Below are 14,423 nucleotides of genomic sequence, written 5' to 3'. Positions count from 1 at the left end.
CGCGGCGGCGGGCGCGGGCGTCGCCAACGCGGCACCGACACCAACGCACTTCCACACCAACGCACTCGACGCCGGCGCACGCGGTCCGCGCCGACGCGACCGCACCGGCCATACCCAAGATCGTGCAGTATGCCGACCCTGCGGCGTCCGCTCGCGGCGTCGGCGAGCGCGGCGCGCTGGGTGAGCATCGAGTGCTGGTGCAGCCGGTCTACTGGACCGGGTCCGAGCCGGGGGCGCTCGACACCACGGCGGTGGCAGAGGCCATCGGGTCGGCCAACACCTACTACCGCACCTCCACCAACTCGGCCATGTCGGTCACCCTCGCGCAGACCCGGCCGTGGGAGCAGATCACCCTCACCGCCGAGGAGGCCGCCAGCTGCGACACCGAGGCCATCGAGCGCGAGACCCGCAAGGTGGCGCCCGACACCCCGGGCGTGCGCAAACACCTCGACATCGTCTTCCCGGAGACCTCCGCTTGCAAGTTCGGTGCCCTCTTCTCGCGCGGCTTGACCGAAGCCGGTGATGGTGTCGCCTTCCTCAACGGCCAGCAGCAGGTCGCCTGGAACCTGATCGCCTACGGGATCGGCAGCAACTCCGGTCTCGGTATGGCGAATTCGATCAGCTGCTGGACCGATGCGGCGCACACCACGCCCGTCCCGCTGTCGGACTACTGCAAGGCCGAACCCGGCGGCGACCCCTGGGACCTGATGGGCTGGTGGCACTACGGCAAGGTCGGCAAGATCTCCGCCGCCAACCTGCGCCGGATGGGAGTGCTCAGCGACGCCGACTTCCCCGAGGTGACGCCCGGCAGCGGGCAGTACACCTTCATCCGGCCGCTGTCGGCCTACCGGGGCCAGCGCGGCTTCGCGATCACGGTCGGCGACACCCGCTACACCGTCGAATACCGCACGCCCACCGACCTCGACTCGTGGATCGACGATGCGACGTGGACCGATCCGACGGGCGTCGTGCGCACCGATCCCGGTGGCGGCGTCATCGTGCGCATGCAGGACCTGGCCAGCGAGACGCCCGCCGACACGACCGTCCTCGACTTCCACCCGGACGGCAAGGACGTCCCCACCGACCGGCACCCCGGCCTGGAGCCCGGTGAGAAATGGACCAGTCCCGACGAGGTCGTCAGGCTCGAGGTCGTCTCGGCCACCGCCAAGGGCGCGAGCATCAAGGTCGACTTCCCGTCGCTCGAGAAGGTGGAGCGGTGGTCCGGCGCCGACCGGTATGCCGCGTCCGCCGCCATGTCGGCCAAGAGCTTCGACCCCGGGGTCGCGGTCGCCTATATCGCCTCCGGTGAGGTCTACCCCGACGCCCTCTCGGGCGCGCCGGTCGCCGGCAAGGACAGGGGACCGGTTCTGCTCGTCGAGGACGACCGCTTACCGGGAGGCATTCAGGCGGAGCTGCGGCGCCTGACGCCCGGGCGCATCGTCATCCTCGGCGGCCCGGCCACCGTCGGCACGGCGGTGGCGGACAAGCTCGAGGACTACACCTCCGGCGGCGTGAGCCGGCTCTTCGGCGACGACCGGTTCGCGACCTCGGCCGCGATCTCCCGGGATGCCTTCGACCCCGGCGTGCCGACCGTCTACATCGCCTCGGGCCGGATCTACACCGACGCCCTCTCGGGTGCGCCGGTCGCCGGCAAGACCGCCACGCCGGTCCTGCTCGTCGACACCGACGCGATCCCCGCCAGCATCGCCGCCGAACTGACCCGGCTCAAGCCGGGCCGCATCATCGTGATGGGCGGCACCAGCACCATCACCGCGAAGGTCGAGACCGAACTGCGGCGCTACACCAGCGGGGGGGTGCTGCGCTACTCCGGCGCCGATCGCTTCGACACCTCCGCGGCCATCGCGCACGAGAACTACAACCCCGGCCTCGCCGTCGTCTACGTCGCGTCAGGCCGGGTCTTCCCCGACGCCCTGTCGGGAGCCCCGATCGCCGGTATGACGCGTGGTCCCGTCCTGCTGGTCGACACCGATGCGGTGCCGCCGGCGATCGACGTGGAATTGGAGCGCCTGAAGCCGCGCCGGATCGTCGTCCTCGGCGGCCCGGCGACGGTCAGCGAGCGGGTGCGCGCGGTCCTCGGGTCCTACCTGCCCTGACCAGGATCTACCCTCCTCACGGCGCCACGACAGACGTGGCGCCGTGAGGTATTTTGGGTGGGCTTGCCAGGTGGTCGGTCCGGTGTGGGACATTAGCGCCGTGATCGAGGTCGGCGTGGCGTCCCACCCGGGGCATTACCGGGAGCAGAACGAGGATTGTGCCCTCGCTGCCTACCCCATTTTCGCTGTCGCCGACGGGATGGGCGGACATGCCGCCGGCGAGGTCGCGAGCGCGCTCGCCATCTCGGTCCTGCGCGGTCTGGAGGGCGCCCGGCTGGGCGAGGTCGAGCCGGTGATCTCGGCCGTGGAGCAGGCCAACGAGCGGATCTGGGCGGCCGGGTCGGAGCCGGGTCAGCGCGGCATGGGCACCACGCTCGCCGGCTGCGCGGCGCTCACCGACGGCGCCTGGGTGGTCTTCAACGTCGGCGACTCGCGGGTGCTGCACATCCACGAGGGCGAGATCCGGCAGGTCACGATCGACCACTCCGAGGTTCAGGACATGGTGGCCCTCGGCATCCTGGCGCCCGAGGAGGCCCAGGTGCACCCGATGCGCCACATCGTCACCCGCTCGCTCGGCGCCCGGCCCGATGTCGACGTTGCCCACGAGCGGCTCGAGGTCACCAGCGGTGACCGGTTGCTTGTCTGCTCCGACGGCCTGACCGACGAGGTGAGTCCGGACGACATCTTCTGGGTCCTCGACACGGCCCGGGATCCCCAGGACGCCGCCGACGCCCTGGTGCAGGCCGCCCTCGCAGGTGGTGGGCACGACAATGTCACCGTCGTCGTGATCGACATCCGGGACGCGTGATCTGCGCCTGATACGCATGCTTCACGTGTGAAATGTCCGTCCTCCGGGCATCAGGTGTGTCCTCACCCGGGCGAATTCGTTACCCTCCTGGGGACGACCGACCCATTTGGGTCGTCGGGGCAGTCGTTTCGAGGAGATTCACACATGAGCAGTGCAGTTGTCCGGCGGGGAATCGTTGCGCTCGTGGCGTCCGGAGGGCTCGTCGTCGCTCCGCTAGCCGCGCCCACCGCCTTCGGGGCGGATTCTGGCCGGGCCGAAGGGGTCGAACGCATTGCGGGCGCCGACCGCTACGAGACGTCGGCGGAGATCTCCCGACGCAGCTTCGACTCGGGGGTGGGCACGGCCTTCATCGCCAGCGGTGAGATCTTCACCGACGCCCTGTCGGGTGCACCGGTGGCGGCCCAGCGCAAGGGCCCCCTGCTCCTGGTCAAGGCGGGCGAGATCCCGTCGGCCATCGCCGCCGAGCTGACCCGGCTGCGGCCGCGGCGCATCGTGGTCCTCGGCGGTCCGGCCACCATCAGCACCTCGGTGGAGTCCCAGCTGGGCAGCTACACCAGCGGCGGGGTGGACCGCTGGATGGGGAAGGACCGGTATGAGGCGTCCGCCCAGATCTCGCAGGAGACCTTCGACCCGGGCGTGTCCAAGGTCTACCTCGCGTCCGGCGAGGTCTTCCCCGACGCCCTCTCCGGCGCCCCCGTCGCCGGCATGGACGGCGCGCCCATGCTTCTAACTGCTGACGACCGGCTGCCCAGCGCGATCGCCGAGGAACTCGACCGGCTCAACCCCAAGACCATCTACGTCCTCGGCGGACCCAACAGCGTTTCCGACGAGGTCTCGGCCGGGCTGACGGACTACACGGACGGCTTCGTCGAGCGGCTCTGGGGCGCGGACCGCTACGACGCCTCGGCGAACATCGCCACGGAGTCGTTCGCCCCTGGCGTCTCTGTCGCCTATGTCGCCTACGGCCAGGTCTTCTCCGATGCGCTGTCCGGCGCGCCGGTCGGCGGCATCCGCCGCGGCCCGATGCTGCTCGTCGACGACACCGACATCCCCGACTCCATCCGCGAGGCGCTCGGCTACCTGCAGCCCAGGAAGATCGTCGTGCTCGGTGGCACCGCTTCGGTCAGCACCGCCGTCGAGGAGGAACTGGCCGGCTACGTCTCTCCGTGAGGCCGGTCCGGCCCGGGGGCCGGCTCGGTTTCGCCCCGTCGGCTCGCGTCATACGGCGTGGGTCACCCCGCAAAGGAAGTGAATCAGTTCATGAAGAGCACCATCACCCGGCGCGCCGCGCTCGCGGCCGCCACGCTGACCGGCGCCCTCGCCCTCAGCCCCGTCGCCGGCGCCAATGCCGCCGACGGCGGCGTGTACCGGATCGCCGGCGCCGACCGCTACGAGGCCTCCGCCAATATCGCCCACCAGAGCTTCTTGCCGGGCCTCGATGTCGCCTATGTCGCCTCCGGTGAGGTCTTCACCGACGCCCTCACCGGTGCGCCCGTGGCGGGCATGGAGCGCGCTCCGGTGTTGCTGACCAAGGCGGAGAGCCTGCCGGAGTCGGTCGAGGCCGAACTGATGAACCTGAAGCCGAAGAAGATCATCATCTTCGGCGGCCGCGCCTCCGTCTCGGGCGCGGTGGCCAACAAGCTCAAGAAGATCGCCACGACCGGCGAGGTCGAGCGCATTGCCGGCCCCACTCGCTACAGCACGTCGGCGAAGATCAGCCTGGAGAACTACGAGGCCGGCGTCAACACGACCTATATCGCCTCCGGCGAGGTCTTCCCCGACGCGCTCTCCGGTGCTCCGGTCGCGGCCAAGACCAACGGGCCGCTGCTGCTCGTCGAGCACGACGCCGTCCCGGGCGTCGTCAAGAACGAACTGAAGCGCCTCCAGACCCAGCACATCGTCATCCTGGGCGGTCCCGCGACCGTCAGCGAGGAAGTCGAGAGCTTCCTCGGCAAGTTCACCGTCGGCGGCACGGTCACCCGCCAGTACGGCGCGGACCGCTTCGACACCTCTGCAGCGATCGCGGAGGCCAACTACGCCCCGGGCGTCGAGACGGTCTACGTCGCCTCCGGCCGCGTCTTCCCCGACGCGCTCTCCGGCGCCCCGGTCGCCGGCATGAAGGGCTCGCCGGTGCTGCTCGTCGACACCGATTCGATCCCGGCGTCGATCGATGAGCAACTGAAGAAGCTCAACCCGACGAATATCGTCGTCCTCGGCGGCACCGCCACCATCACCAAGAACGTCGAGGATCAGCTCGCCGCATACCTCAGCTGAGTTCGCTTCCGCGACAACGCAAGCGGGCGGTATACCCAACCCTGGGTATGCCGCCCGCTCGCGTTTGCGAGCCCCGCCTCAGCGGGGCTCGGTGCCGGCGATGAACGCCTCCAGGCGGGCGCGGCCCTCGGTGTCCTCGCGCTGCTCCGGCGGGGACTTCATCAGGTAGGCCGCGGCGGAGAGCAGCGGGCCGCCGACGCCGCGGTCCTTGGCGATCTTCGCCGCGCGGATGGCGTCGATGATGATGCCGGCGCTGTTGGGCGAGTCCCAGACCTCGAGCTTGTATTCGAGGTTGAGGGGCACGTCGCCGAAGGCGCGGCCCTCGAGGCGGACGTAGGCCCACTTGCGATCGTCGAGCCAGGCGACGTAGTCGGACGGGCCGATGTGGACGTTGCGGTCCTCCTTCTTGCCGGCCAGCGGACCGTTGAGGTTGGAGGTGACGGCCTGGGTCTTGGAGATCTTCTTCGACTCCAGGCGCTCGCGCTCGAGCATGTTCTTGAAGTCCATGTTGCCGCCGACGTTGAGCTGGTAGGTGCGATCCAGCACGACGCCGCGGTCCTCGAACAGCTTGGCCATGACGCGGTGGGTGATGGTCGCGCCGACCTGGGACTTGATGTCGTCGCCGATGATCGGCACGCCGGCGTGCTCGAATTTCGCGGCCCACTCGGGGTCGGAGGCGATGAAGACCGGGAGGGCGTTGACGAAGGCGACGCCGGCGTCGATGGCGCACTGGGCGTAGAACTTGTCTGCCTCCTCGGAACCGACCGGGAGGTAGGAGACGAGAACATCGACCTCGGCGTCCTTGAGGGCCTGGACGACGTCGACCGGTTCGGCGGCCGATTCGTCGATGGTCAGGCGGTAGTACTTGCCCAGCCCGTCGAGGGTGTGGCCGCGCTGGACGGTCACCCCGGTGGTGGGAACCTCGCAGATCTTGATCGTGTTGTTCTCGCTCGAGTTGATGGCCTCGGCGAGGTCCTTGCCGACCTTCTTGTCGTCGACGTCGAAGGCGGCGACGAACTGCACGTCAAAGACGTGGTAGTCGCCGAACTTGACGTGCATCAGGCCCGGCACGCTGCCGGCCGGGTCGGCGTCCTTGTAGTACTCGACGCCCTGCACGAGCGAGCTCGCGCAGTTGCCGACGCCGACGATGGCGACGCGGATCGAACCCATGGTGGTGCTCCTTATTTCTGGTTGGTCTGACGTGGGGTGAACGCCGGATGGGAGGGGTCGGTGAGGGTGCCCGGGCGGGCGGGTGCGGATCGCTCGGCGGCGATGAGTTCGCCGAGCCAGCGCAGGTCGCGTTCGAGAGTGTCCTCGGAATGCCGGGTCAGGGCGCGGCTCCAGATGTCGCCGGCGCTCGGGGTTGCCGGGGCCGTGCGAAGGGCGGCCAGCCGGTCCTCGAGGCGGGCGCGCCGGCCCTCGAGGATCCGCAACCGGACTGCGGACTCGGTGCGGGCGAAGAACGCGATGCGCACCTCGAACCCGTCGTCGTCGTATGCCGTGTCGTCGGCCCGGTTGTTGAGCTCGGCGAACCGGGTGCGGCCGGCATCGGTCAGTTCGTAGACGATGCGCGGCCGGCGGGAGGCGGGTGTCGCCGGGGCGTGCCCGGTCGCCGGGTTCGAGGCGGAGACGGGGTTCGGTGCGGAGACCGGGTTCGACTCGGAGATCAGGCCGTCGGCGACCAGGCCGCGCAGCGCCGGATAGAGCGTGCCGAAGCTGAGGGCCCGGAACGGGCCGAGTGCCAGGTTGAGCCGTTTGCGCAGCTCATAGCCGTGCATCGGAGCCTCGTGGAGCAGCCCGAGGACGGCCAGGTCCAGCAGGTGCTGTCGCCGCGGCGCCACTGCATACTCCTTCGATATATCTATTCGATACATGGGATCATAACAGGACAAAGCCCGCCTTTGTCACTCCGACACACCCGTCGAGATGTCCTTCCCACCCCGTCGAGGCGTCACGTCGACCCGTCGAATAGGTCAGTGCGACCCCCTCGGGGGTGCGGCGGCCGGGCGCCTGCGCCGCGGGAGAACCGGCCCGTCACTGCATACAACGGGCTGATAGAATGTCAGGACAAACCGTGGCCTTAGTCAGTTCAAAGGAGAGTGCGATGGGTCGTTCGCTGCGTGACCGGGTCGGCGGGGCGCCGATCTCATGGGGAGTCTGTGAGGTTCCCGGCTGGGGGGTGATGCTGCCGCCCGAGCGGGTGCTGCCCGAGATGAAGTCGGTGGGGCTGACCGCGACCGAACTCGGGGCACCGGGCTTCTTCCCCGAGGACTCCGACGGGCTGGACGCCACGCTTCGGGAGCATGAGATGTCGCTCATCGGGGGGTTCGTGCCGCTGGTGCTCCATGACCCCGCGCAGCGCGCCGACGCGCTCGATCGCGCCGAGTCGGTCGCCGCTCACTTCGCCGCGCACGGCGGCACGCATTTCGTCACTGCGGTTGTGCAGGACTACGACTGGTCCAAGCCGGTGCCCCTGGACGCCGACGGTATGGCCGAGCTGGGCCGGGGCCTGCGGGAGGTCGACGAGGTGTGCGCCCGCCACGGCTTGACCCAGGTCCTGCACCCGCACGTCGACACCCTCGTCGAGACCAAGGCCGACGTCGACCTCGCGCTCGAGCACACCGACGTGAAATGGTGCCTCGACACGGGGCACCTCTACATCGGTGGCGTCGACCCGGTCGCGTTCGCCAAGGAACACGGCTCCCGGGTCGGGCACGCCCATCTCAAGGACGTCGACGCCGCGGTCGCCCAGCGGCTGATGGGCGGCGAGCTCACACTCCTCCAGGCCGTCCAGGCCGGTTTGTTCGAGCCGCTCGGCAGAGGCGATGTCCCTGTCGGAGAAGCGATCTCGGCGCTCGAGGAGCAGGGTTACCAGGGCTGGTACATCCTCGAGCAGGACTGCGCTCTCACGGACGGCGTCCCCGCCGAGGGCGAGGGCCCGATCCACGACGTGCGCACGTCGATCGCCTACCTGGACGCGCTGGCCTGACTCACACGTGACCCAGGGTCTGACCGAGCGGGGCCTGGTTCGCCGACGGGGGCCGGCTTATAGCCCGGCCCCCGTCGCGAAACCAGGCCCCGCTTCGGAGGAGGGCGAGTCGGCTTTAGAGGTAGTGGCGCTGGGCCTTCCGGTTCTCCACATGCTCGGCGTATGCCGCCTGCGTCGACTCCAGGTCGCTCACCTCGGCGACGGGCACGTCCCACCAGGCCGAGCCGGGCGGGTTGGGACCCATGAGGTCGGTCTCGATATAGAGGACGGTCGTGTGGTCCGCCGCGGCGGCCTTCGCGTAGTTCGCGCGGAACTCCTCGATGCCGTTGCAGCGCAACACATCCGCGCCCCATGAGGCGGCGCTGGCCGCGAGATCGAAGGGCACCTCGGCGCCGTCGAGGCGGCCGCCGGCACCTCCCGAGCGCATGCGGTACTTCGTGCCGAACCGCTGTGAGCCGCGGGACTCCGACAGCGCTCCGATCGAGGCGAAGCCGTGGTTCTGCAGGAGCACGATGATGACCTTCAGACCCTCGGAGACGATCGTCGCAATCTCCATGGGCGACATCTGATAGGTGCCGTCACCGACGATCGCGACCACCTCGTGGTCGTCACCGAGCGCGAGCTTGGCACCCAAGGCAGCCGGGATCTCGTATCCCATGCACGAGTACGCGTACTCGACGTGATACTGCACGGGAGTCGTTGCGCGCCAAAGGCATTGGAGGTCACCGGGCATCGAGCCGGCCGCGTTGATGACGACATCCTCGGGGCCCATCAACTCGTTGAGCGCACCGAAGACTTCGGTCTGCGCCGGAAGTGGCGCGTGGTCGCGGTGATAGCACTCGTCGACCTGGCGCTGCCAGTCTGCGTCGAGGTCAGCCGCTTCCTGACGGTATGCCGCCTCGACCTCCCACCCGTCCAGCGCTGCGGAGAGCGCTGTCAGAGCCTCGCGCGCGTCGGCGAGCACCATCGTGGCGCTGTGCTTGGCCGCGTCGAAGCCGAGCGTGTTGATGTTGACGAAGCGCACGTCACCCTCGACGCCGTCGCCCGCGAAGATCGTGTGCGAGGCAGTGGTGAAGTCGCTGTAGCGGGTTCCGATGCCGACAACCACATCCGCGGTGCGCGCCAACGCATTGGCGGCTGTGGTGCCGGTGGAGCCGACCGCGCCCACTGCGGAGGGGTGATCCCAGTTGATCGCGCCCTTGCCCGCGTGGGTGTCCGACACGGGAATGCCTGTGGCCGAGGCGAATTCGCGCAACTGCTCGGACGCGCCCGAATAGACGACCCCGCCACCGGCGACGACGAGCGGACGCTTTGCGGAGCGAAGCACCTCGACGGCGCGCTCGAGCGCTGCCCGCTCCGGCACCGGGCGAGCGATATGCCACACGCGCTTGCGGAAGAAGGCGACCGGCCAGTCATACGCCTCGGCTTGCACATCCTGCGGCAGCGCGATCGTCACGGCTCCGGTGTCGGCGGGGTCGGTCAGGACGCGCATCGCGTTGAGCAGCGAGGGCATCAGCTGCTCGGGGCGGACGATCCGGTCGAAGAAGCGCGAAACCGGACGGAAGCAGTCGGTGACCGCCGTATCCAGCGTCTGTGGCGATTCGAGTTGCTGCAGAACGGGATCCGGCATCCGGTTGGCGAACTGGTCGGACGGGAAGAGCAGCACCGGGATGCGGTTGGTCGTCGCGAGCGCGGCGCCCGTGATCATGTTCGTCGCCCCGGGGCCGATCGACGTCGTCACCGCCATCACCTGAAGGCGCTCGCGACTCCGGGCGTATGCCGTGGCCGCGTGCACGCCCGACTGTTCGTTGCGAATGAGGTAGTAGGGCAGATGTCCGGCCGCCAGCGGGTCGTCCGCGCCGGCGTCCTCGAAGGCGATCTGGTCCTGCAGGAGCGCCTGGCCGACGCCGCATACATTGCCGTGCCCGAAGATCCCGAACATCCCCGTGACGAGGCGTTGTTCGGCCCCGTCGCGCTCCGAATACTGCTGGCCGAGGAACTTCACGATCGCCTGCGCCGTGGTCAGGCGGGTGGTCTCGCTCATCGTCATCCCGTCTTTGCTGTATGCCGTGTGCGTGCCGGTCAGGGCGCCGGCACCAGGACGTCGCGCACCATCTGGTCCAGCTCCTCGTCGGCACCGAGGAACTGCCGCAACGTCTTCCGGGTCGCACCGAAGGTATCGAACTCTTCCGGGCTCATGCCGTCCGGGTCGTAGGCGCGGCGGAAGTCGGGGAAGGCCGCGGACAGGGCCTCCACGATGGCTGGGTCGACTGGCACGTCCATACGGTTCTCGGGTGCCGCCCCGGCGGCCTGGATCTTCTCCTGCCACGCGAAGGGCGGGGAGATGACGACATCGCCGCCGACGAACTCCGACCACTGCTTGGTGTTACGGAAGGCGGCCGAGAGCAGGCGTGAGCGGTAACCGCGTTCCTGCCAGATGCTGTAGGCGCGCTTGAACGCAGCGACGCCGGCCCACTCGAGATACTCGGGGTCGATGTCACTGCCCTCGGTCTTGGCGCAGTCCTTGAGCCAGTCGTCGAGCCGGCCGACCATGATCGTCACGACGTGGCCCATGTTGGACACGTCGTGTCCGGCAGCCTCGCGCTTGGCCATGCCGCGTTCGATCGCCTCGGCGGCGGCGACGGCCTGCGGGACGGTGAAGGACACGGTGACATTGATGGAGACTCCACGGCTCACGGCGTCCTCGATAGCCGTGAGGCCCGTGGCCGTCGCGGGGATCTTGACAATGATGTTGGGCGCCAGCGTCGAGAAGTATTTGGCCTGGTCCGCAAGGGCTTTCGCGTTGCGGTGGTTGCGCGGGTCGGTCTGCATCGAGAGGCGCCCGTTGCGTCCGCCGTGCTTGTCGAAGGCCGGCTTCAGCTGTGCGGCGGCCTCCTTGGAGATCTCCTCGACGACTTGCCAACCGATCTCGCTCTCACTCGCCTCGGGGCGCTCCTGGGCGATCTCGCTCATCCGAGCCGTCCACCGGGGCAGATCGTTCTTGATGCATTGCACGGCGATGACCGGATTGCACGTCGCCCCCACGGCGCCCCACGCGATGGACTGACCCAGCTCCCGCGGATCGGCCGAGTCGTTCCACAGCACGGTGGGGAAGTCGCCGGCGGTCATCTGCTCCAGGGGGGTCGCGGTCATCGTCTGCTCCTCGTCATCGGTGGCGGTTGACCTAATGTTAGGACAAACACGACGCGAGCGCTAGGGCTGTCGGGGAATCGAGAGGCATTGTGAATTGGTGACCCAGGTGTTTTGATAGGACATCAGATCATTTCGTGACGAGAGGATCGCGTGCCCATGTCCGACAAGGCCGTCAACCCCGACGAGCGCTACCGCAAGCTGACCATCGGCGTGTGTCCCGACCAATGGGGCGTGTGGTTCCCGCAGGACCCCGTTCAGATCGACTGGCGAACTGCGTTGCAGGAGATGCGGACTGCCGGCTTCTCCATCATGGAGACCGGCCCCTACGGCTACTTCCCCACCGACCCGATCGAGCTCAAGGACGTGATGGACGAGCACGGCTTCCGGGTCGTCGCCGGCACGGGCTGGGGGATCCTGCACAAGGCCGAGGCGTGGGACGACACCGAGAAGCTCTTCCGGGCCATCGGCCAGACGCACGCCGAGGTCGGCGCCGAGTATGTCGTGCACCTGCCCCCGATGTTCCGCGACGAGAAGACCGGCGACTACATCGACGACAAGGTGCTCTCCCCCGAGGCCTGGCAGCGTTACATCGCGAATGCCAACCGGCTCGGCAAGATCATGAAGCAGGACTACGGCCTGACGATGGTGCTCCACCCGCACGGCGACAGCCACATCGAGACCCCCGAGGACATCGACCGCGTCTTCGAGGCGACCGACCCCGAATACGTCGGCTTCTGCCTCGACACCGGCCACATCGTCTACGGCTCCGGCGACCCGATGGAGTTGTGCCGCAAGTATCCCGAGCGCATCTCCTATGTGCACATCAAGGCGATGGATCCGCTCATCGTCAAGCAGGCCCACGACGAGGACTGGCCCTTCGTCAAGGCCGTCAAGGCCGGCTGCGCCGTCGCCCCGCCACTCGGCGAGCCCGACATGGGCCTGATGATCGAGGCCCTCGCCGACCTCGACAAGGACCTCTACGTCATCTGTGAAGAAGACATGTACGGCTGCGACAAGTCCTATCCCCTGCCCAACGCCGTCAAGACCCGGGAATACCTGGCGTCCCTCGGTCTGGGCCTGCCTTAGCCTGACGACGTCACCTCGACCCGCCGCTCACCCACACCTCAGCCATCAGGAGACCGTATGACCGTCGCCGTCGCCCACCAGACCTCGCGCTACAGCCAGGCCGTCCTCACCGAAGCAGCGCGCCAGGCCGCCCAGCGCGGCGAAGAGCTGATCGTGATCAGCGTCGAGAAGGCGGCCGACGAGGATCACCGGGCCGCACTCGAAGCCTCGGTCGGCGACGACCTCGCAAAGGCCTTCGCCGCGGCGTCGGTCGCGGACGTTTCTTGGAGCCTCGACCTCGAAGCGGCCTCGGCCGAGATCGACGACACTGCGGAGACGATCCTCGATGCCGTCAAGCGAACTGGGGCCACGCTGCTCGTGATCGGTGCACGCCGCCGTTCCCCCATGGGCAAGGCGCTGCTCGGCAGCGTCACCCAGACCCTGATCCTCGACTCTCCCGTTCCCGTCCTGGTCGTCAAGGCGCCGAACTAGGAGCGAGCACATCTCGCGAAGTACCGCAGCGACGAAGGAGCGAGGACACTTTCGTGGGGTTTCTTCGTGGGGTTTCTTCGGGTCCTCGCGAAGTACCGCAGCGACGCAGGAGCGAGGACACTTCGTGGGGTTTCTTCGTGGGGATTCTTCGTACGGCGTGTTATCTCTCGTGGACGGTCACGTCGAAGGCGTACTGGTCGAACCGGTAGCAGTGATCGCCGTACTCGACGGCCGAGCCATCCGCGGCATACGCCCGGCGCGACATGGTCAGCAGCGGGTCCCCGGCCGCGAGTCGCAGCAGCTTGCGCTCGCCGGCCGTCGGCCGACGAGCCCCGATAACCTGGTGTGCCACAACAGGTTTGATGCCCCTCGCCTTGAGCCAGCCATAGAGGCTGCCGCCCTCGAGGTCGGCGAGGGTGATGTCGGCGTATGCCGGCGGGAGCCAGTTGTGCATCAGCGCGGCGGGGACGTCGCCGGCGCTGCGCAGCCGCTCGATGAACACCAGTGGCGTCGTGGCCGGCACGCCGAGCGCCTCCGCGGCCACGGGGTCGCGCACGTCGTGCTCCAGACGCAGCACCCGCGTGACCGGATGCTGACCGCGGCGCTCCATGTCGTCATACAGGCTCGTCAGCTCATCGCGACGGTGCACCATGGGACTGGCGACCGTCGTGCCGACACCCCGCCGCCGAACCAACAGTCCGCGCTGGACCAGTTCGGCGATCGCCCGGCGCACGGTCGGCCGTGACAGGTCCAGCCGATCGGCCAACGCCAACTCGTTCTCGAATGGGTCGCCCGGGCCGAGGCGGCCGCTCTCGATCGCCGCGGTGAGTTGCTCGGCCAGCTGGTGATAGAGCGGGACCGGGCTGGCGCGATCGATGACGACCGGGATGGTGTCCATCGGCGCAGTGTAGGTCACCGGACATACGAACAAAGCAACAAAGAGCCGCTCATGACATGGTGTCCTGACAGCATCCCGGATACGTCATCCGGCTTATTGGCCTAATGTCTTGACATTTGAAGACGGAGGCTCTTGAGTATGTGGTGTCGACCCGCGCGTCGGCGCGCCCCAGCGCTCAGCTCGCCGATCGCGCATCACCAACCAACGATGGGAGTGGCATGGCCGGGCAGGGTGCAGGGTTTGGGGTTGCCGAGGCGGACAGCCGCCCACCCGTGCGGATGGGTGTCGTGGGCACTGGCCGGATCGGCCGGATGCACGCGGGGTTGCTGCTTCGTGAAGTGCCCGGCACGACGGTCACGGCCGTCGCCGACGCCGTGCCCGAGGTCGCTCAACAGGTGGCCGGCGACCTCGCGGTGGCGGCCCTCGGCATCGACGAGCTGCTGGCCAGCCCGGAGGTGGACGCTGTCGCCATCTGCACGAGCACGGACACCCACGTCGACCTGACGATCAAGGCAGCCGAGGCCGGCAAGGCAATCCTCTGCGAGAAACCGGTCAGCCTCGACCTCGCCGAGGTCGACCGCGCCCTCGCCGCCGTCGAGGCCGCCGGCGTCCCCTTCATGGTCGGCTTCA

13 protein-coding genes are annotated in these 14,423 nt (G+C 68.5%); 8 read left to right on the top strand and 5 right to left on the bottom strand.

From position 1 onward, the window contains the following. The 4 genes from BN11_RS05655 to BN11_RS05640 form a co-directional block, all read left to right on the top strand. Positions 1 to 2,114 (top strand): cell wall-binding repeat-containing protein (locus tag BN11_RS05655; protein WP_235435378.1); only part of this gene is annotated, 2,114 nt, incomplete at its 5' end. Between the two features lie 82 nt (positions 2,115 to 2,196). Further along, a complete protein-coding gene (locus BN11_RS05650; protein WP_083433971.1) occupies positions 2,197 to 2,922 on the top strand; it encodes a PP2C family protein-serine/threonine phosphatase in 726 nt (241 codons plus the stop codon). A 144-nt stretch (positions 2,923 to 3,066) separates the two neighbouring features. Then, on the top strand, positions 3,067 to 4,092 hold the full coding sequence (locus BN11_RS05645) for a cell wall-binding repeat-containing protein (RefSeq protein ID WP_083433560.1): 1,026 nt from the start codon (positions 3,067 to 3,069) through the stop codon (positions 4,090 to 4,092). A gap of 90 nt (positions 4,093 to 4,182) precedes the next feature. Beyond that, positions 4,183 to 5,196 carry a cell wall-binding repeat-containing protein gene (locus BN11_RS05640; protein WP_048695577.1) on the top strand — a complete coding sequence of 338 codons (1,014 nt, stop codon included), beginning with the start codon at positions 4,183 to 4,185 and terminating at the stop codon, positions 5,194 to 5,196. A 78-nt stretch (positions 5,197 to 5,274) separates the two neighbouring features. Here BN11_RS05640 and BN11_RS05635 read toward each other — a convergent pair whose 3' ends face one another. Both BN11_RS05635 and BN11_RS05630 read right to left on the bottom strand, forming a co-directional pair. Beyond that, positions 5,275 to 6,366, bottom strand: a complete 1,092-nt coding sequence (locus BN11_RS05635) for an inositol-3-phosphate synthase (RefSeq protein WP_048695574.1) — start codon at positions 6,364 to 6,366, stop codon at positions 5,275 to 5,277. Between the two features lie 11 nt (positions 6,367 to 6,377). After that, the gene (locus BN11_RS05630) at positions 6,378 to 7,037 is read right to left on the bottom strand and encodes a PadR family transcriptional regulator (protein WP_235435377.1); all 660 of its coding nucleotides are present in this window, start codon (positions 7,035 to 7,037) and stop codon (positions 6,378 to 6,380) included. 263 nt (positions 7,038 to 7,300) lie between these two features. Here BN11_RS05630 and BN11_RS05625 point away from each other — a divergent pair, with 263 nt between their 5' ends. Then, on the top strand, positions 7,301 to 8,185 hold the full coding sequence (locus BN11_RS05625; RefSeq protein WP_048695568.1) for a sugar phosphate isomerase/epimerase family protein: 885 nt from the start codon (positions 7,301 to 7,303) through the stop codon (positions 8,183 to 8,185). 115 nt (positions 8,186 to 8,300) lie between these two features. On the opposite strand, the gene iolD is transcribed toward BN11_RS05625, so the two are convergent. Beyond that, positions 8,301 to 10,229: a 3D-(3,5/4)-trihydroxycyclohexane-1,2-dione acylhydrolase (decyclizing) gene (gene iolD, locus BN11_RS05620; RefSeq protein ID WP_407667974.1), complete on the bottom strand. Its 1,929-nt coding sequence runs from the start codon at positions 10,227 to 10,229 to the stop codon at positions 8,301 to 8,303. A 38-nt stretch (positions 10,230 to 10,267) separates the two neighbouring features. Further along, the gene (locus BN11_RS05615) at positions 10,268 to 11,338 is read right to left on the bottom strand and encodes a transaldolase family protein (RefSeq protein ID WP_048695562.1); all 1,071 of its coding nucleotides are present in this window, start codon (positions 11,336 to 11,338) and stop codon (positions 10,268 to 10,270) included. Positions 11,339 to 11,494: 156 nt separating this feature from the next. On the opposite strand from BN11_RS05615, the gene BN11_RS05610 reads away from it, so the two are divergent. Both BN11_RS05610 and BN11_RS05605 read left to right on the top strand, forming a co-directional pair. Continuing rightward, a complete protein-coding gene (locus BN11_RS05610) occupies positions 11,495 to 12,424 on the top strand; it encodes a TIM barrel protein (RefSeq protein ID WP_048695558.1) in 930 nt (309 codons plus the stop codon). A 57-nt stretch (positions 12,425 to 12,481) separates the two neighbouring features. Further along, the gene (locus tag BN11_RS05605; RefSeq protein ID WP_048695554.1) at positions 12,482 to 12,895 is read left to right on the top strand and encodes a universal stress protein; all 414 of its coding nucleotides are present in this window, start codon (positions 12,482 to 12,484) and stop codon (positions 12,893 to 12,895) included. Between the two features lie 160 nt (positions 12,896 to 13,055). Here the strand turns inward: BN11_RS05605 and BN11_RS05600 are convergent, their stop codons facing one another. Next, positions 13,056 to 13,793, bottom strand: a complete 738-nt coding sequence (locus BN11_RS05600) for a GntR family transcriptional regulator (RefSeq protein ID WP_048700890.1) — start codon at positions 13,791 to 13,793, stop codon at positions 13,056 to 13,058. A gap of 287 nt (positions 13,794 to 14,080) precedes the next feature. On the opposite strand from BN11_RS05600, the gene BN11_RS05595 reads away from it, so the two are divergent. Then, positions 14,081 to 14,423, top strand: a 343-nt coding sequence (locus BN11_RS05595; protein ID WP_162213171.1) for a Gfo/Idh/MocA family oxidoreductase, incomplete at its 3' end; no start/stop codon positions are given.

The sequence above is a fragment of the Nostocoides australiense Ben110 genome (assembly GCF_001050535.1).
In the GTDB taxonomy this organism is placed as follows: Bacteria; Actinomycetota; Actinomycetes; order Actinomycetales; family Dermatophilaceae; genus Nostocoides_A; species Nostocoides_A australiense.
This window is presented reverse-complemented; position numbering and strand designations above follow the sequence as displayed.

Bases quoted from the DNA above. Each gene is read 5' to 3' on its own strand.
- BN11_RS05625 (WP_048695568.1), top strand. From the start codon at position 7,301: ATGGGTCGTTCGCTGCGTGACCGGGTCGGCGGGGCGCCGATCTCATGG.
- BN11_RS05605 (WP_048695554.1), top strand. From the start codon at position 12,482: ATGACCGTCGCCGTCGCCCACCAGACCTCGCGCTACAGCCAGGCCGTC.
- BN11_RS05615 (WP_048695562.1), bottom strand. From the start codon at position 11,338: ATGACCGCGACCCCCCTGGAGCAGATGACCGCCGGCGACTTCCCCACC.
- BN11_RS05610 (WP_048695558.1), top strand. From the start codon at position 11,495: ATGTCCGACAAGGCCGTCAACCCCGACGAGCGCTACCGCAAGCTGACC.
- BN11_RS05640 (WP_048695577.1), top strand. From the start codon at position 4,183: ATGAAGAGCACCATCACCCGGCGCGCCGCGCTCGCGGCCGCCACGCTG.
- BN11_RS05645 (WP_083433560.1), top strand. From the start codon at position 3,067: ATGAGCAGTGCAGTTGTCCGGCGGGGAATCGTTGCGCTCGTGGCGTCC.
- BN11_RS05635 (WP_048695574.1), bottom strand. From the start codon at position 6,366: ATGGGTTCGATCCGCGTCGCCATCGTCGGCGTCGGCAACTGCGCGAGC.
- iolD (WP_407667974.1), bottom strand. From the start codon at position 10,229: ATGAGCGAGACCACCCGCCTGACCACGGCGCAGGCGATCGTGAAGTTC.
- BN11_RS05600 (WP_048700890.1), bottom strand. From the start codon at position 13,793: ATGGACACCATCCCGGTCGTCATCGATCGCGCCAGCCCGGTCCCGCTC.